Source organism: Streptomyces sp. enrichment culture (assembly GCF_964272855.1).
Classification (GTDB): domain Bacteria; phylum Actinomycetota; class Actinomycetes; order Streptomycetales; family Streptomycetaceae; genus Streptomyces.
Window position 1 is genome coordinate 3,035,607 of sequence record NZ_OZ186847.1, and the last position, 17,063, is coordinate 3,052,669.

Sequence of the window (17,063 nt, forward strand, 5' to 3'; positions counted from 1 at the left end):
CCGTACCACGGCGCGGAGGGAGCACTTGATCAGCTACTGGGGCTGGGCTTCGGACTGGGACTGGCGTCACCGCCGCCTTCACCGCCGCCGCCACTGCCGCCACCGGTCTTGTCGGTCTGCGACTGGGCCTCCTCGGCACGCTTCAGCGCGTCCTCGAGGTCCTCCTGCGCCCGGCCGTAGGCCTCCCAGTCGCCCTTCTGCAGGGCTTCCTGGCCGGCCTCGAACGCCTTCTGGGCGTCGGAGAGCGCGTCCTCGACCGTCGGGTTCTCGGTGGCCGGCGGCGGGGGCGTGGTGCCACCGCCCTCTTCCTCGGGTGGCTCGGGGGCCGAACCCTCCGCTCCGAAGACCTTGTTGAGGGCTTCCTCGAGGGTGTCCTCGAACGCGGTGTTGCCGCCGTAGGTCACCAGGACCTTGCGCAGCAGCGGGTACTTCAGCCCGCCGCCGCGGACGTAGACCGGCTCCACGTACAGCAGTCCGCCGTCCAGCGGCACCGTCAGCAGGTTGCCGTACTCGACCTCCGAGTCACCGCCTCTCAGCAGCCTGATCGACTCGGCGATGTCCTGTTCGGAGTTGAACTGGCTCTGCACCTGCTTCGGTCCGGAGACCGTGGTGCTCGTCGGCAGTTTCAGGACTCTGATCTGGCCGTAGCCGCTGGTGCCGGCCTCCGCGTCGACCGCCATGAACGCGCTGAGGTTGTCCCGGCCGTTGGGCGTGAAGGTGGTCGTCAGCGAGAACGCCTGTTCCTTCTGGTCGGGCATCTTCATGCTCAGGTAGTACGGCGGCACCGCGTCGCCCGTCTTGTTGGTCGGGTCGTCCGGCACCTGCCACACCTCGCTGCCGCTGAGGAACGTCTCGGCGTCCTTCACGTGGTAGCGGGTGAGCAGCTCGCGCTGCACCTTGAACAGGTCCTGCGGGTAGCGCAGATGGGACATCAGCTGCTCGGAGATCGCGCTCTTCGGCTCGACCGTGTCCGGGAACGCCTTCATCCAGGTCTTGAGAACCGGGTCCTGGGTGTCCCACTGGTAGAGCTTGACCTCGCCGGTGTACGCGTCGACGGTCGCCTTCACCGAGTTGCGGATGTAGTTGACCTGGTTCTGCTGGGCGACCACCGCGCGGGAGTCGTTGGTCGCGGTCAGCGAGTCGGCGGTGGTGTCACCGAGCGTCGTACGGGAGGCGTACGGGTAGCCGTTCGTCGTCGTGTACGCGTCGACGATCCACTGGATCTTCCCGTCGACGACCGCCGGGTAGGCGTCACCGTCGATGGTCAGCCACGGGGCGACCGCCTCGACGCGCTCCTTGGGCGTGCGGTTGTACAGGATCCGCGAACCCTCGCCGATGGCACCGGAGTAGAGGATCTGCGGCTCGTTGAGCGCCACCGCGTAAGCGGCCCGGTTGACCGGGTTGGAGAGGTTGACCCCGCTCTTGGCCTCGTAGCTGTAGGTCTTCTCGCCGCTGTCGTCGGAGTAGTCGATCTCCTTCTGGGGACCGCCGACGATCGAGTACGTGGTGGTCTTCTCGCCGTAGTAGACCCGCTGCTGGTACGTCCCGAGGTCGCCCTTGGACGGCAGGTCGGACTCGGTGAAGACCGGACGGCCCTCGGAGTCGGCGGTGGTGCCCTTGGCGGCGACCACGCCGTAGCCGTGGGTGTAACGGAAGTGGTTGTTGATCCAGTTCTTCTTCGGGATGCCGGCCAGGTTCAGCTCGCGCAGACCGATGACCGTGTCCTGGTCATTGCCGTCCTTGTTGTAGCGGTCGACGTCCAGGTTGGTCGGGAACGCGTAGTAGTTCCGCATCTGCTGGAGCTGCTGGAACGTCGGCGAGACGATGTTCGGGTCCATGATCCGGATGCTCGCCGCGCTGTCCGCGTCGTCGCGCAGCTCGGTCTTGTCCTCGGTCTTGCTCGTACCGGGGTAGTCGCTGACCTTGGTCCCGTCGATGCCGTAGGCCTCACGCGTGGCCTTGAGGTTCTTCTCGACGTACGGCGCTTCCTTGGCCTGCTCGTTCGGCTGGACCTGGAACTTCTGGACGATCGCCGGGTACAGACCGCCGATGAGGATCGCCGAGAGGACCATCAGGCCGAAGCCGATGACCGGCAGCTGCCAGGTGCGCCGCCACAGGGTGGCGAAGAACAACAGGGCGCAGATGACGGCGATGCAGAACAGGATCGTCTTGGCCGGCAGATAGGCGTTCGCGTCGACGTACCTCAGGCCCGTCCAGTTGTCCGTCGCCTTGAAGTCGCTGGACTTCACCGCGAGACCGTACCGGTCGAGCCAGTAGGCGACCGCCTTCAGGGCGACGAAGATGCCGATGAGCACCGACAGATGGCCGGTGGCGGCGGCCGTGGCGCGGGCGCCGGGGCTGGTGACGCGCAGCCCGCCGTACAGGTAGTGGGTGAGCGCGGCGGCGATCACGGAGAGGATCGCGGCGGCGAAGCCGAAGCCGAGCAGGAACCGGTACCAGGGCAGGTCGAAGGCGTAGAAGGCGACGTCCAGGTGGAACTGCGGGTCCTTCGTGCCGAACGGCACGCCGTTGACCCACATCAGCCAGGTCCGCCACTGGCCGGACGCGGACGCGCCGGCGATCAGGCCCACCAGGGCAGTGATGCCGAACAGCAGCCACTTCTTGTAGGGCGCGATGCCCATCCGGTAGCGGTCGAGACTCTGCTGCTCCATCGACATCGCGCTCAGCGGCGGCCGCAGCCGGTGCGCCAGCCAGATGTTGAAGCCGACCGCCAGGGCCATGAGCAGGCCGAAGACGAAGAAGAGCCCGATCTTGGTCCACAGGGTGGTGGTGAAGACCGAGGAGTAGTTCACCGAGCGGTACCAGAGCCAGTCCGTCCAGAAGCCCGCGAACATGGTGAACGCCATGCCGAGCACGGCAAGGACGCCCAGTGTCATGAGCAGGGTCCGGACACGCCGGGACGGGCGGCCCACTCTGATCCGTGGCCCCGTCGGGCCTCCGCCGCGGTCCGGCATCTGGAAAGCCAAGGTGGCACCTCGAAAGTCGCTGTTGGTAGGTCAGGCCCCCGATTTCGCGGGCCGTGGGAGGGGCCCCGTGATCGTAGGCCCTCACCTATGCAACTTACTCACGCTTTACTCGGTTCCCGATTCCGGGCCGGAACCAGGCAGGATTGTGACCATGTCCAACACTCCCATGGCGGCGAGCCCGCTCACCCGGGCCGTACTCGAGATCGACGAGTACGCCTCCGGCCTCGGCTGGGACCAGCCCGCCCGCCTTTTCGCCCTCGTAGACACCGCGCGGCTGCGGGCCCAGGAGCCCGCCCTCGCGGCGCAGCTCGGCCTGGCGGACGAGCAGGAGAACACCGCCGCCCTGACCCCGATCGAGCAGGACGAGATTCCAACGGACAAGGCGCTCGACGAGTTCCTGGCCACCATCGCCTGGCCCGACGCGGTGGCCGGCTGCGCGCTCACCGTGGAGCGCCTGATGCTGCCGCCGTCCGCGGAGGCCCAGGTTCCGCAGGACCTGGACGAGGCCGCGCTGGCGAAGTGGGTGGCGAAGCACCCCGAGCGCCAGGAGGTCCGGATGACGGTCGCCGTGCTGCGGGACGGGGTCCGCGAGTCCGCCCTGCGGCTGCGCGAGAAGGACTCGGCGACCGAGGTGCTCACCGGCTCCGACCTGGTGCCGGGGCTGGCGGAGGCGCTGGCGGCGACGTTCGAGGACTGAGCGGCCCGGGGTCGTAGGCCCGATCACGGCGATGGGGGCGCCCGTGCCTGCGCGGGGCGCCCCCAGCCGCGTACGGCGACGGGTCGTTCAGCCCTTGGCCGTGCACTTCGGCAGGTCGGCGGTGTCGCCGCTGCGGATGTCCTTCAGCGCGTCCAGCGCGTCGTCGATGGTGTCCACCTTGACCAGGGTCAGGCCCTCGGGGGTGTCCTTCGCGGCGGCCGCGCAGTTGTCGGCGGGCGTCAGGAAGAACTCCGCGCCCTTGTCCCTCGCGCCGACCGTCTTCATCTCGACACCGCCGATCGGGCCGACCTCGCCCGCGTCGTCGATGGTGCCGGTGCCGGCGACGAACCGGCCGCCGGTGAGGCTGCCCGGGGTGAGCTTGTCGTAGATGCCGAGAGCGAACATCAGGCCCGCGCTGGGTCCGCCGACGTCGGCGAGCTTGATGTCCACCGTGAACGGGAACGTGTGGTCCGTCCCGGCGGAGATCCCCACGACGGCGCGCTTCTCGCCGGCGTCGTCGGAGGTCGCGGTGGTGATGGTGATCTTCTCGGTCCTGGCCGCCGCCCGCTTCTCCTTCTCGGCCGCGGCCTGCTCCTTGGCCGGCACGATCGTGAAGCGCACGTCCTCGCCCGGCTTGTGCTTGGTGACCAGCTCCGCGACGTCGGCGGGCTCCTTCACCGCCGTACCGTCGACCGCCTTGATCACATCGCCCGCGTGCAGCCTGCCCTCGGCCGGCGAGCCCTTCACCACGGTCGAGACGATCACCCAGGACTCCACCGGGATGTCCAGCTCCTTCAGGGCGGCGACCTTGGCGCTCTCCTGGGACTGGCTGAACTCCTCGGCGTTCTCCTGGGTGGACTCCTCCTCGGTCTTGCCGTCCGGGTAGAGCGTGTCGTGCGGCACGACCTTGTTGTCGTGCGCGAGCCAGCCGTAGACCGCCTCGACCAGGTTCATCCGGTAGTCGGCGCTGGTCACGCGAACCGTGGTCATGTTGAGGTGGCCGGACGTCTCGTAGGTCTTGTGGCCCGAGATCTGCAGCACCGGCTCGCCGCCGTGCTCACCCAGCGTGTTCACCGTCGGCCCCGGGGACATCTCCGAGTACGGCACGGGGATGAGCACCCCCGCGCACAGGAGCGCGATCAGCATCAGGGTGGAGGCGAGCATCGTCGCGGTGCGGCGTGGCATGCCTCGACAGTACGGGACGCGTCTGTCAGCGCACCGTCAGGTCCGGTGATCAGCCACCACTGTGGGACTTCTCCATGGCGGCGCAGAAACGGGCGTATCCGTCGAGCTCAGGGCCGTCACTGCGCACCTTGCGGGTCCGATTGGCCCACACGCCCCAGAGACCAGCGCCGATCGCAGCCACAAGCGGAATCAGCAACCAGGCGAGCGCCGCCATGCCGACCTCCCAACCCCGCGCGTCCGCAACTGACTGATCAGCAGATTAACCATCCGCACTGACAACGCTCACGCCAGGGGTACGGTTACGCAACCGGAGGCCGGATTCGGTCGGCGGTGGCGCTCAGCAGGCGCCGACCCACTCCTCCGTGCCGTCGGAGAACTTCTGGTGCTTCCAGATCGGCACCTCGTGCTTGAGGTCGTCGATCAGCTTGCGGCACGCCTCGAAGGCCTCCCCGCGATGCGGGCACGAGACGGCGACCACCACGGCGAGGTCTCCGACCCGCAGGTCCCCCACGCGGTGCACCGCGGCCAGCGCGCGCACCGGGAAGTCGGCGGCGACCTTCTCCGCGATCCGCCGCATCTCCGCCTCGGCGCTCGGATGGCACGAGTAGCCGAGCTCGGCGACGTCGGCCCCGCCGTCGTGATCGCGCACGGTCCCCACGAACAGCGCGGTCCCCCCGGCGGCGTCGTCCCCGACCGCCCGGAAGACCTCGTCCACGGACAGCGGCGTTTCCCTGATGCCGATCAGCTTGACGGGCTCCTGCGCGCCCAGTTCACCGGGGTGATCGTTCGTGGCTGCCATGCCTCCATCCTGCCTCACCCCGCCGACAAGGCGGAATAGCCGTTTCCCCTGTCACCGGCGAGCCCGTTTTGGAGCCTCCTACAGGGCGGGGCGGGGGCCGGCGGGGCACGCGACCCCGGCGGACCTCAGATCCGCCGGCGGGCCTTCCGGGCCCGCCGCACCACCGCCGCCGCGCCCAGCAGCGCCACCGTCGCACCGGCCGCGCCCGCCGCCGTCGCGTCCTTGCGCCCGAGCCGCCGCCCGGCCACGGTGTGCCGCCCGGAGACCTCCTCCAGCAGCTCCGCCAGCACCTCCTCGTTGGTCCACTGCGGCCGCCACCCGGCGTCGTGCAGCCGGCTGCCGCTCACCACCCAGGGGTACATCGTGTACGCGAGGTCCCCGGCCGGGGAGGGCGTGAGGCCGATCCGGTGCAGCCGGGCCGCCGCGCCGAGCGCGACCGCCGAGGGCAGCTCCATCCGCCGGATGCCGCTCAGCTCCTCGACCTCCTCCTGCTCAAGCCAGCCGTCACACCCGACGGCCAGTTCGCCGTCCACCTTCTCCAGGACGGCGTACTCCAGCGCCCCGCACAGGTCCTCGACGTGGCAGAACTGCCAGGCCGGCCGCGACCCGGCCACCACAAGGAGCCGAGGCGACTCGAAGTACCTGGTCAGCGCGGTGTCGGTGCCGCCGACCAGGACCGCGGGCCGCACCACGGTGACGTTGAGCCCGGGGTGGGCGCGGGGCGCCCGCCGGGCCAGCCGCTCGATCTCCAGCAGGTCCCCGACGCCGGTCGCCTCGGCCGTGGCGCGCAGCTCGGCGTCCTCCGACAGGGGCAGCTCGTTGTCCGGCAGCGCCCCGTAGACCATCGCCGAGGTACACAGCACCACGCGGTGCACCCCGGCCGCGGCGGCCGCCGTGAGCACGGTCTGCGTCCCCCGGACGTTGTACGCCGTCCGGGCGGCCGCGTCGCTCTCCAGGTCGAGGTCGAGCGCGAGGTGGACGACGACGTCCGCGCCGCGCAGCTTCTCGGCGATCGCCGGATCACGGACGTCGAGGATGTGCCACTGCGCGTCCGCGCACTCGCCTCGTCGCTCGTCGATCGCGATGACCTGCTTGATCTCCTCCGACGCGGCCAGCCGCGCGGTGAGCAGCGCGCCGACGCCGGACGCGGCGCCGGTGACCGCGACGACGGGGCCGCGCGCGGCGGTGGAGGTTGAGTGGTTTCGCGCTGCGCGAACCTGCGGATCTGGGGAACTCACCGGGTGTCTCCAGCGGTTGTCTTCACATACGAGCGCGAGTGACGCGTACGTACCAGGTGGCATCCATCCTGCCGCAGGCCTCCTGTCGGCGAAGCACCGAGGCCCGATCCGTCCCAGGTGTCTACGCTGGGTGGTGTTGTCGGGCAGTCGTGCCGTCGGGGAAAGAACCGGCGGCCTTACCAGCCGAGGAATCCCGTGAGTGACACCCCATTCGGATTCGGCCTTCCGCCGGAGGAGCCGGAGAACGGCGACGAGGGCAAGAAGAAGGACCAGCAGAGCGGCGGTGGGCAGGGACCGGCCAACCCGTTCGGTTTCGGGTCGCTGCCCGGCGCCGGAGGCTTTGGTGGCCCCGGTGCGGACAATCCGCTCGCTGCCATGTTCGGTTCCCTGAACCCCACCGACCTGGGCGCCGCGTTCCAGCAGCTGGGCCAGATGCTCTCCTACGAGGGCGGCCCGGTGAACTGGGACATGGCCAAGCAGATCGCCCGCCAGACGGTCGCCCAGGGCACGCAGGACGGCACCAAGGACGCGAGCGTCGGCCCCGCCGAGCGCAGCGCGGTCCAGGAGGCCGTCCGTCTGGCCGATCTGTGGCTGGACGACGCCACCTCGCTGCCGTCCGGTGCCGGCTCCGCCGTGGCGTGGAGCCGCGCGGAGTGGGTCGAGGCGACCCTGCCCGCGTGGCGGGAGCTGGTCGACCCGGTCGCCGAGCGCGTCGGCAACGCCATGGGTGATGTCCTGCCGGAGGAGATGCAGGCCATGGCCGGCCCGCTGATCGGCATGATGCGCTCGATGGGCGGCGCGATGTTCGGCACACAGATCGGGCAGGCCGTCGGCGTGCTCGCGGGCGAGGTCGTCGGGTCCACCGACATCGGCCTGCCGCTCGGCCCGGCCGGCAAGGCCGCGCTGCTGCCGGTGAACATCGAGGCGTTCGGCAAGGACCTGGGCGTGCCCAAGGAGGAGGTGCGGCTGTATCTCGCCCTGCGCGAGGCCGCCCACCAGCGCCTGTTCGCCCACGTGCCGTGGCTGCGCTCGCACCTGTTCGGCGCGGTCGACGGCTACGCGCGCGGCATCAAGGTCGACACCGCCAAGCTGGAGGACGTGGTCGGCCAGTTCGACCCGCAGAACCCCGAGCAGCTGCAGGACGCCCTTCAGCAGGGCATGTTCCAGCCGGAGGACACCCCGGAGCAGAAGGCCGCCCTGGCCCGTCTGGAGACCGCTCTGGCGCTCGTGGAGGGCTGGGTGGACGCGGTGGTGCACGCGGCCGCGAAGCCCCGCCTCGCGTCCGCGGACGCCCTGCGCGAGACCCTGCGCCGCCGCCGCGCCTCGGGCGGGCCCGCCGAGCAGACGTTCGCCACGCTGATCGGCCTGGAGCTGCGCCCGCGCCGGCTGCGTGACGCGTCCCGGCTGTGGGCCTCGCTCACCGACGCGCGCGGCGTCGACGGCCGGGACGCCCTGTGGCACCACCCGGACATGCTGCCGACGGCCACCGACCTGGACGACCCGGACGGCTTCGTCCACCGCGAGCAGCTGGACTTCTCGGAGCTGGACAAGATGCTCGGCGAGGTGGCGCACAAGCCGGACCTGCGCAAGAAGGACCAGGGCGAGGCCGAGGGCGACGGCAAGGGCGACGAGACCGAGTGAGCCTGTACGACGACGCGGTCCTCGTCCTGAAGCGGTACGAGGACCAGCCCGAGCTGCGCCAGGCCTACCTCGACCACCTCGCGGCGCACCCGGACGGCATGTGGAAGGCCTGCCACGCGGGCCACATCACGGCGAGCGCCCTGGTCGTCGACCCGGAGCACGGCCGGGTGCTGCTCACGCTGCACCGCAAGCTGCGGATGTGGCTGCAGATGGGCGGCCACTGCGAGCCGGGAGACACCTCGCTGGCCGCTGCGGCCCTGCGCGAGGCCGCCGAGGAGTCCGGCGTCGCGGGACTGACCCTGCTGCCGGGCGGCCCGGTGCGGCTGGACCGCCATCCGATCCCCCCGCCGTGCCACGTCCACTTCGACGTGCAGTACGCGGTCCTGGCGCCGCCCGGCGCGGTCCAGGCGATCAGCGACGAGTCCCTGGACCTGCGCTGGTTCGCCTACGACGAGGTGGCGGACGTGGCCGACGAGTCGGTCGTACGGCTCCTGGAAGCCACGCGCGCCAGGCTCTGAACGTCTAAGGGGTGACCGCCGTTGCGGTCACCCCTCACCGATGCTGCTGGCCTCACCTGGGCCGCGGGCTCAGTTCCAGACGTTGCCCTGGTTCTGTCCCCGGGCGCCCTGCTGGCCCATGCCGTACTGCGCGGCGATGCCCGAGCCGATCTGGGCGTTCTGCGGCGGCAGCAGCTCGCTGGGCTGGACCAGCGCGTAGCCGGTGCCCATGAAGCTGAGCTCCCAGCCCTCGCCGGTGTTGCCGCGGCGCCGCCAGATCCCCGAGGAGTGCGTCTGGGCCTGCATCTGCACCCGCAGCGAGGTGGACCAGGCGACGATGGCGTCGGCGTCGCAGTTGACGTACTTGTCGGGCGTCACCTGCATCATCAGCGGCATGCCCGAGGTCATCAGCGCGACCTTGCCGCGACCGGTGATGTTGAGCTGGTACTTCCCGGAGCCGGAGATGCCGTACAGGCTGTCCACGGCGATGACCTCGTGGTGCAGCGACGAGTCCATCGCGAGGACGTAGCTGCTGTCGACGGTCAGGCCGTCCTGGTCCACGTCCATCACGTGGACGTGCTGCTTGAGGTTGGCGAGGTAGACCGTGCCCTGCCCGTGGCAGCGCATCAGGTCCAGGCCCTCGCCGGTGCGGGCACGCGCGCGTGACTCGCCGTTGCTCTGGAACTCCGCGTCGAACTCCACGAGGCCCTGGTAGGCGACCATGGTGCCCTTGCGGGCCAGGATGTCGTCGTGGCCCTCCAGGGCGACGCGCAGCATCTGCTTGTTCTGCAGGCTCCAGCGGTCCTGGGTCTGCTGCTCGTTGTAGGCGAAAAGCGGACTCTGCATGGTGTTTCTGGCTCCCCCTCAGCCCCGGATCCGGAGGCGGTCGGTGCTGTCCTCGCTGGGCTGGACGACGACGATGCCCTGCCCGGAGAAGGCCATCTGGTAGGCCTCCCCGCTGCCCCGGCCGATCAGCGACTGCGCCTTGAAGCTGCGCTTGCCCTTCACCTTGAGGTTCGGGGACCAGGCGACGAGGGCGTCCGGGTCGACGTACGTCTCGTCCTCACCGCCGCCGCAGTCGACGACGATCGGCTTGCCCCGGGAGGTCAGCGCGACCCAGCCCTGCCCGGAGATCCTGGTGTTCCAAAGGCCCTGACCGGCGAACTTCGCCAGGCCCTTGACCCGCTCCACGCCCCAGGAGAGGTGCGCGTCGAAGGCGAGCAGGTTGGTGGCGTTGACGGAGATGCCGTCGCCGTTGAGATTGATCACGACGACGTTGGCGCCGTAGTCGGCGAGGTAGAGCAGTCCGTCACCGGAGCACTTCATCAGGGGCGCGCCCTCGCCGGTCATCCAGTCCTTGGCGATCTGACGCACGGCCGGCGGGTTGGGCTCGTACTGGATGAACCCCTCGTAGGCGACCATCGACCCCACGCGCGCGAGGAGGTCGTTTCCGGTCTGCATGGCGACCTTCAGCATGTGGTTGCCGTGGTTCTCCATGCGCGCGGCCACGGGTGCGGGGGCGTAGCCCGCGAGCGGCTGGTTCATGACGGGCTCTCCCTCAGATCTCGTACGGCTGGACGACGATGAAGTTGCCGGGCGCGCCCCGGAACTGGAGGTTGACGCTCTCCCCGGTGTCGCCGGGGTAGGCGTTGCGGCGCATCCGGACCTGGCTGGAGACGACCACCTGGGAGGCGGCCGACCAGGCGACCACGGCGTTGCAGTCGGCGAACGTGGTCGGCGTGACCGGCAGGACGACGGGCGTGCCGTGCGTCTTGACGACGATCGTGCCGGTGCCCGTGAACTGCATGGTGAACAGCGCGCCACCGGGGATGCCGTGCCCCTCGATCCGGCGGACCTCGTACTGGAGGCTCTCGTCGAAGGCGAGGACGTTCTCGGCGGAGACGCAGATGCCGTCGCCCTGAAGCTCGATCGGGTGCAGCATCGTGGAGTTCTCGGCGAGGAACACCTGACCCTGGCCGGTGCAGCGCATCAGCTGCATCTCCTGGCCGGTGGCGTTGCCGGCGATGCGGCCGGCGAAACCGGCACCCTTGTAGCTGAAGTCGACCTTGCCCTGGTAGAGCACCATGCTGCCCTGGCGGGCCAGTACGGGCTGGCCGCCGATGCCGAGGTCGACGCGGACCATCTTCTTGTTCTGCTGGGTCCAGCGCTGCCCGGTGGGCGACTCCTTGAACTGCTGGAGCGCACCCGCGACACCGGGCATCTGCGGGGCGCCCTGAGGCATGCCCTGCGGGGCCCCGTAGGGGGCCGGCTGGCCCGGGGCCTGGCCGAAGGGAGGCTGCTGGCCGTAGCCGGGCGGCGGGGTCGGGGCCTGGGGCGCCTGCGGCTGCGCGTAACCGGGCGGCATGGGGGCGCTCGGGGCGGCGGGGGCGGCGTGGCCGTACGGCTGCTGCGGCTGGTGCGGCGGCTGCCCGTAGGGGGCCTGCGGCGGCTGGCCGTACGGCTGCTGCGGGGCCGGCTGCCCGTAGGGGGGCGTCGGTGCCGGGGCGGGCGGCGGGACGGTGCCGCCGGGCGGCGTGAGGGGCGCGGCGATGGTCGGCGCGACGTGCATCTGCGGCGCGGGCGCCGGGGGCGGCGTGGCGCCCTGCGGGGGCGCGAAGCCCTGCGCGGCGGCGGGCTGGGGGGCGGGAGCCGGGGCGGGTGCCGGGGCCGGGGCGGGAGCGGGGGCCGGAGCGGCGGGGGCGCCGAACGCGGGCGGGGCGGCGGCCTGGGCGGGCGGGGCGAATCCGGGCGCGGCGGCCTGCGGCTGCTGCGGGGCGGGGGCCTCCTCTTCCGCGACCTCGCCGCCGAAGTTACGCAGCAGCGCCTCCAGACCGCCGTCGAAGCCCTGCCCGACGGCGGCGAACCGCCACACGTCCTTGAGGTAGAAGTCGCCCAGCATCACGGCCCGCTCGGTGGAGAACTCCGAGCCGTTGAACGAGTACCGGGCCACCTCCTCGCCGCCCGCGACGATCCGGATGTATCCGGGGCCGATCTGCGACATCTGCCCGGCGCCGTCGATCGTCGCCGTGAACGACAGCTTCTGGATCTGCGGCGGGACGCGGTCGAGCGTGACCCGGAAGGACTCCGTGTCGCCCGCCTGCGCGCCCAGCAGCTGGATGGACTCCTCGGGGGACTTCGGCTGGTTGAAGAAGACGAAGTACCGGTCGTCCGAGAGGCGTTCGTCGGCGTCGAGACCGAAGCAGCTGATGTCGAAGGTCAGTCCGGGGGCGGAGATCTGCACGCCTACGTACAGATCCGTGCCCGCGGTGAGGTCACTGATCCTGGCCTTGTGGCCGCGTTGGAATTCCCTGGCCATGCGTTACGACCGTCCCCCATCCCGAATATGAGTGCGTCGCGCCAGGCTAACCGCAAACTCCGACGACGGACGCAGCCGGTACAGACCCGGTACAGAACCTCCGCCGACCAGTGGTGAAGCCCCGCGCGGCCGGGCTCACTCGCCGCGCGCGGAGGGCAGGTGGGGCAGCCGCTCGGCCGCGACCACTCCTTCGAGGTAGCCGCGGGCCCGCTCGGTCCGCGGGTAGGCCTCCAGCAGCCGCCAGAAGCGGGGCCCGTGTCCGGGCACCAGCAGATGGGCCAGCTCGTGCACGAGCACGTAGTCGACCACGTACTCGGGCATGCCCTGCAACCGGTGGGAGAGGCGGATGCTGCCCTCGGCCGGTGTGCAGGAGCCCCAGCGGGTGTTCTGGTTGGTGACCCAGCGGACCGAGGTGGGCCGGGCCCGGCCGCCGAGGTACTGTGCCGACAGACGCTCCGCGCGCTCGGCCAGCTCCGCGTCGCCGAGGACCCGCTTGCTCTCCTGCGCGGCCAGCTTGTCGAGCATCACGTTCACCCAGCGCTGCTCCTCCGCCTCGGACATCCGGGCGGGGATGAGCACGACGGTGCGATCGCCCTCGCGGTACGCGGACACCGTCCTTCGCCGGCGGGTGCTCCTGCGCACCTCGATCGCGCTCGCCCCCGAGCCGCCGGGCGGCTGGCTCGTCGTACTGCGCTGTGGTGTCGCGGCGCGGTGCAGTGGGTCGGCGGGCACGCCCCGACGTTACCCGCTGCGCACGGCGGAAGTCCCGACCCCGGGAAGGTTCGGTTCCGATCGACCTCCGTGCGCTCGATTAATACGACGATCATCCACCACCTGTGGACAACTCCCGGCGCCCGCCGCCAGGTCCGGGCATGCTGGCATACGTCGAGGAAGCCCGGACCCGAACGGACGGGAGGAAATACGCGCGAACGGCGCTTCCATCGGCAAACGGGATGTTCCACAACTTCTTGGGCAACGGGGGCCTGTCATGCATCCGATGGTGAAACCCGCGCTCCGGCGCGGCTGGCGTGACCTCAACACCGTGCAGTTCGGGATGACTCCGGCGCACGCGCTGACGCTGGGTCCGATCGACACCGCCACGGGCAGCTTCCTCGATCTGCTCAACGGCACCCGCGGACTCGACCTGCTGCGCGCGGAGGGCCGGCGGATGGACCTGCCCGACGGCCATGTCGACGCACTGGTACGGCGGCTGGCCGGCGCCGGACTCCTCGACGACACGCAGGGCGGCGGGCCGGCCGCGGCGGAGCTGCGCGGCAAGCAGGAGGTCTACGACCGGCTGCGTCCCGAGCTGGCCACCCTCTCGCTGACCACGTCGGAACCCGGCGAGGCGATCGAGCGGCTGGCCGCGCGCCGGGCCCAGCGGGGGCAGGTACGGGGCGCGGGCCGGGTCGGCGCGCTGCTCGCGGCACTGCTGTCTGCCGCGGGCATCAGTGCCGTCGACGTGCGGGACGGCGGCCGCGTGGAGCCGTGGGACGTGACGCCGGGCGGGCTGCCCGCCGAGACCGTCGGCGAGCGCCGGGACGAGGCGGCGCGACGTGCCGTGCGCGCCGCCGCCCCGGACCGCCCGCCCCGCCACGGCCCCCGCTCCCCCACCGGGGACGCGGACCCCGGCTTCTCCCTGGTGGTCCTCACCCCGCGCGACGACGTCGCGGTCCACGCCCCCGGCCCGGACACCGCCGCGCCGCTGATCTCCTCGGGCACCCCGCATCTGTACGCCGGGGTGGTGGAGGGAACCGGCGTGGTCGGCCCGCTCGTCCTGCCCGGCGAGACCGGCTGCGCCGGCTGTCTGCACGAGGCACGCGCCGACCGGGACCCCACCTGGCCCCGGCTGGTCGCCCAGTGGCGGTCGGGCGGACAGCGCCAGGCGCGGCCCTGCGATGTGACACTCGCCACCACGGTGGCCGGGCTGGCGGCCGCGCACGCGCTCGCCTTCCTCGACGGCCACGCCCCCTCGAGCACGGGAGCCCGTTGGGAGGTCTCACTCCCCGGCCTCCAGTGGCATGCGAGGCCGGTTTGGGCACACTCCGCATGCCCGTGCGGGGCGGCAGAGAAAGCCAAGGGGGAACAGGCCTCATTGAAATCGGCGGCACACGAGACAATGGCGGAGCAAGGGTCGTCAACGCGGGTAGGCCGTCCGGCAGGCGCGGCGCGGCCGGCTGGGACTTGGAGGGCGCATGTCTGATCTTCCCCGGAAGGCGGTCACCCGGACCGCCAAGCTCGCCGCGCTCCCGCTCGGCTTCGCCGGCCGGGCGACCTGGGGCCTGGGCAAGCGGATCGTCGGCGAGTCCGCGGAGATCGTCGGCCGCGAGCTGCAACAGCGCACGGCCGAGCAGCTGTTCAAGGTGCTCGGGGAGCTCAAGGGCGGCGCGATGAAGTTCGGGCAGGCCCTGTCCGTCTTCGAGTCGGCGCTGCCCGAAGAGGTCGCCGGCCCCTACCGGGCGGCCCTGACCAAGCTCCAGGAGGCCGCCCCGCCGATGCCGACGCGCACCGTGCACTCGGTGCTCGCGCAGGGGCTCGGGGAGGACTGGCGGGAGCTGTTCCTGGAGTTCGAGGACAAGCCGTCGGCGGCGGCCTCGATCGGCCAGGTGCACCGAGGGGTGTGGCACGACGGCCGTGAGGTCGCGGTCAAGGTGCAGTACCCGGGCGCCGGCGAGGCACTGCTCTCCGACCTCAACCAGCTCAGCCGCTTCGCCCGGCTGCTGGGTCCGCTGATCCCGGGCATGGACATCAAGCCCTTGATCACCGAGCTGAAGGACCGCGTCTCGGAGGAACTGGACTACGGCCTGGAGGCACAGGCCCAGCGGGTGCACGCCGAGGAGTTCGCCGACGACCCGGACGTGGTGGTGCCCGCCGTGGTCCACCAGTGCGACCAGGTCCTGATCACTGAGTGGATCGACGGCGTCCCGCTGTCGGAGGTCATCTCCGACGGCACGCCGGAGCAGCGTGACCGCGCCGGCCAGCTCCTCGCCCGCTTCCTGTTCTCCGGTCCCGCCCGCACCGGCCTGCTGCACGCCGACCCGCACCCCGGGAACTTCCGGCTGCTGCCCGGCGGTCCCGACGGGGAGGGCGACTGGCGGCTGGGTGTGCTGGACTTCGGCACCGTCGACCGCCTCCCGGGCGGTCTGCCGACCCCGATAGGCGAGTCCCTGCGCATGACCCTCGACGGCGAGGCACAGGCCGTCTACGACATGCTGCGCGCGGAGGGCTTCGTCAAGGAGTCCATCGAACTGGACCCGGACGCGGTGCTCGACTACCTCCTGCCGATCATCGAACCGGCGGAGGCCGAGGAGTTCACCTTCACGCGCGGCTGGATCCGCAGCCAGGCCGCCCGGATCGCCGACATCCGCTCCCCCGCCTACCAGCTCGGCAAGCAGCTGAACCTGCCTCCGGCGTACCTGCTGATACACCGCGTCACGCTGAGCACCATCGGTGTCCTGTGCCAGCTGGGTGCGACCGTCCGGCTGCGCGACGAGCTGGAGGAGTGGCTGCCGGGGTTCGTGGAGGGCGATCCGTCCGAGGAGACGGCCGCGGAGGCGTGAGCCTCGGGGGCATGAGTCCCGATGGCCGCTACCACCAGGCCGAGTCCAGCCGGCCCTCGATCGCTCTGAGGTTCCGCCGGGAGCAGGTGTCGCAGAAGTACTGGCGGACGCCGTTCTCCACAGAGCAGGTCCACGTCGGCTGTGGGCCGTTCGCCGGGGTGCCGCAGCGGGCGCACACGAGGGGCCCGGGCTCCTTGGCGGAGCCCCCGTCGTCACTGCCTCCGGAAAGACTCGTCACCTGGCGACGATAACGCCGTGGTCGGCCGATCCGCGGTCGCAACGCACCGCGGGGGCCGGTCCGTTCGGACGGACCGGCCCCCGCGGGGAGCTTTCGCCTCCCGGATCCGGGAGGCCGCCGCTTCGGCGTGACGGGTTACTGCATGACGGCGAGGGCGAGCGCCCGGCGGGCGCGCAGCGAGGCGCGCTCGGCCCGGCGCTGCATCCGGCGAGCGGCGGCCAGGCTCACGGCCCGGCGCTCCCGCTGCGCCTCATGCAGGCGGTCGTGCATATGCGCACGAGCCAGGGCTTCTGGGATGAGTTGCATCTCTCGGTTCCTGTTCTGACGCGAGCCGATCGCGCCGGTGGTGGTGAAGTCTGTGGTTGCGGAGCTGGTGGGCTCGCTGGTGGACGGCTTCATCGGGGCCTGCTTCTGGGGGTCGTGCGTGAGGGGACGGTCGATCGTTCCTGCGGTGTTCATGCCGTGACCGGGTTCTTGCGCGGGCGGCCACGCGGCCGCTTCCGGGCGACGACGACACCCTGGACGAACAGCTCGCCACCCCAGACGCCCCAGGGCTCACGCCGCTCCTTGGCGCCGGCGAGGCAGGCCTCCATCAGCGGGCAGGTGCGGCACAGCGACTTGGCGTACTCGACGTCGGCCGGCGACTCGGCGAAGAAGACCTCCGGGTCGTACGAGCGGCACGGGACGGGTACGCCGAGGTTCTCGATGGCGTCGTCGAGCGCGGTGAGCGCGGTGAGGGGGATCAAGGTGGAGTCCTCCGTGAGGCCGGGCGGGGGGATCGTTTCGGAAGGCGGTACGGACGGGGCGTGCGCTTCGAGTTGCACGGTTCGTCTTCCTCGTCTGGTCGTTCCGGTCGGGTGGACCGGTTGGCGGCTGGTACCGGGCTCTTTTTTCCTGTCCCGAGG

At 71.2% G+C, this 17,063-nt stretch carries 17 protein-coding genes; 5 read left to right on the forward strand and 12 right to left on the reverse strand.

The window, feature by feature from the left end; translation table 11 throughout:
- Positions 1-29: 29 nt before the first annotated feature.
- Positions 30-2,975, reverse strand: coding sequence for a UPF0182 family membrane protein (locus ACSU6L_RS12735; RefSeq protein WP_437064860.1), 2,946 nt, complete (start codon positions 2,973-2,975; stop codon positions 30-32).
- A 163-nt stretch (positions 2,976-3,138) separates the two neighbouring features.
- Here ACSU6L_RS12735 and ACSU6L_RS12740 point away from each other — a divergent pair, with 163 nt between their 5' ends.
- The gene (locus ACSU6L_RS12740; protein ID WP_437056446.1) at positions 3,139-3,684 is read left to right on the forward strand and encodes a PPA1309 family protein; all 546 of its coding nucleotides are present in this window, start codon (positions 3,139-3,141) and stop codon (positions 3,682-3,684) included.
- A gap of 87 nt (positions 3,685-3,771) precedes the next feature.
- Here ACSU6L_RS12740 and ACSU6L_RS12745 read toward each other — a convergent pair whose 3' ends face one another.
- The 4 genes from ACSU6L_RS12745 to ACSU6L_RS12760 all read right to left on the reverse strand — a co-directional run bounded on the left by ACSU6L_RS12745 (position 3,772) and on the right by ACSU6L_RS12760 (position 6,906).
- Positions 3,772-4,869, reverse strand: coding sequence for a YlbL family protein (locus ACSU6L_RS12745; RefSeq protein ID WP_437056448.1), 1,098 nt, complete (start codon positions 4,867-4,869; stop codon positions 3,772-3,774).
- A 49-nt stretch (positions 4,870-4,918) separates the two neighbouring features.
- Positions 4,919-5,083, reverse strand: coding sequence for a hypothetical protein (locus tag ACSU6L_RS12750; protein ID WP_437056450.1), 165 nt, complete (start codon positions 5,081-5,083; stop codon positions 4,919-4,921).
- Between the two features lie 123 nt (positions 5,084-5,206).
- Entirely contained in the window at positions 5,207-5,668 is a 462-nt protein-coding gene (locus tag ACSU6L_RS12755; RefSeq protein ID WP_437056452.1) for a molybdenum cofactor biosynthesis protein MoaE, read from the reverse strand.
- Between the two features lie 125 nt (positions 5,669-5,793).
- Positions 5,794-6,906, reverse strand: coding sequence for an SDR family oxidoreductase (locus ACSU6L_RS12760; RefSeq protein WP_437056454.1), 1,113 nt, complete (start codon positions 6,904-6,906; stop codon positions 5,794-5,796).
- A gap of 195 nt (positions 6,907-7,101) precedes the next feature.
- Between ACSU6L_RS12760 and ACSU6L_RS12765 the strand changes: the two genes are divergently transcribed.
- Both ACSU6L_RS12765 and ACSU6L_RS12770 read left to right on the forward strand, forming a co-directional pair.
- On the forward strand, positions 7,102-8,547 hold the full coding sequence (locus tag ACSU6L_RS12765; RefSeq protein ID WP_437056456.1) for a zinc-dependent metalloprotease: 1,446 nt from the start codon (positions 7,102-7,104) through the stop codon (positions 8,545-8,547).
- Entirely contained in the window at positions 8,544-9,065 is a 522-nt protein-coding gene (locus ACSU6L_RS12770; RefSeq protein WP_437056458.1) for an NUDIX hydrolase, read from the forward strand. The genes ACSU6L_RS12765 and ACSU6L_RS12770 overlap by 4 nt, the downstream gene beginning before the upstream one ends.
- A gap of 69 nt (positions 9,066-9,134) precedes the next feature.
- Here ACSU6L_RS12770 and ACSU6L_RS12775 read toward each other — a convergent pair whose 3' ends face one another.
- The 4 genes from ACSU6L_RS12775 to ACSU6L_RS12790 form a co-directional block, all read right to left on the reverse strand.
- Positions 9,135-9,890, reverse strand: coding sequence for an AIM24 family protein (locus ACSU6L_RS12775; protein WP_437056460.1), 756 nt, complete (start codon positions 9,888-9,890; stop codon positions 9,135-9,137).
- An 18-nt stretch (positions 9,891-9,908) separates the two neighbouring features.
- A complete protein-coding gene (locus ACSU6L_RS12780; RefSeq protein WP_073940810.1) occupies positions 9,909-10,589 on the reverse strand; it encodes an AIM24 family protein in 681 nt (226 codons plus the stop codon).
- A 13-nt stretch (positions 10,590-10,602) separates the two neighbouring features.
- Complete coding sequence (locus ACSU6L_RS12785; protein WP_437056462.1) at positions 10,603-12,360, reverse strand: TerD family protein; 1,758 nt, start codon at positions 12,358-12,360, stop codon at positions 10,603-10,605.
- A 135-nt stretch (positions 12,361-12,495) separates the two neighbouring features.
- Positions 12,496-13,092, reverse strand: coding sequence for a M48 metallopeptidase family protein (locus ACSU6L_RS12790; protein WP_073940808.1), 597 nt, complete (start codon positions 13,090-13,092; stop codon positions 12,496-12,498).
- 256 nt (positions 13,093-13,348) lie between these two features.
- Between ACSU6L_RS12790 and ACSU6L_RS12795 the strand changes: the two genes are divergently transcribed.
- Together ACSU6L_RS12795 and ACSU6L_RS12800 are read left to right on the forward strand one after the other, a co-directional pair.
- Entirely contained in the window at positions 13,349-14,563 is a 1,215-nt protein-coding gene (locus ACSU6L_RS12795; protein ID WP_437056464.1) for a TOMM precursor leader peptide-binding protein, read from the forward strand.
- Complete coding sequence (locus tag ACSU6L_RS12800; RefSeq protein WP_365507510.1) at positions 14,556-15,920, forward strand: ABC1 kinase family protein; 1,365 nt, start codon at positions 14,556-14,558, stop codon at positions 15,918-15,920. The genes ACSU6L_RS12795 and ACSU6L_RS12800 overlap by 8 nt, the downstream gene beginning before the upstream one ends.
- A gap of 28 nt (positions 15,921-15,948) precedes the next feature.
- On the opposite strand, the gene ACSU6L_RS12805 is transcribed toward ACSU6L_RS12800, so the two are convergent.
- The 3 genes from ACSU6L_RS12805 to ACSU6L_RS12815 form a co-directional block, all read right to left on the reverse strand.
- The gene (locus ACSU6L_RS12805; protein WP_143204234.1) at positions 15,949-16,158 is read right to left on the reverse strand and encodes a hypothetical protein; all 210 of its coding nucleotides are present in this window, start codon (positions 16,156-16,158) and stop codon (positions 15,949-15,951) included.
- A gap of 135 nt (positions 16,159-16,293) precedes the next feature.
- Positions 16,294-16,617, reverse strand: coding sequence for a hypothetical protein (locus ACSU6L_RS12810; protein ID WP_437056467.1), 324 nt, complete (start codon positions 16,615-16,617; stop codon positions 16,294-16,296).
- Positions 16,614-16,982 (reverse strand): WhiB family transcriptional regulator, encoded by a 369-nt coding sequence (locus ACSU6L_RS12815; RefSeq protein ID WP_020119791.1) that lies wholly within the window; start codon positions 16,980-16,982, stop codon positions 16,614-16,616. Before ACSU6L_RS12815 ends, ACSU6L_RS12810 begins: the two co-directional genes overlap by 4 nt.
- Between the last annotated feature and the right edge of the window lie 81 nt (positions 16,983-17,063).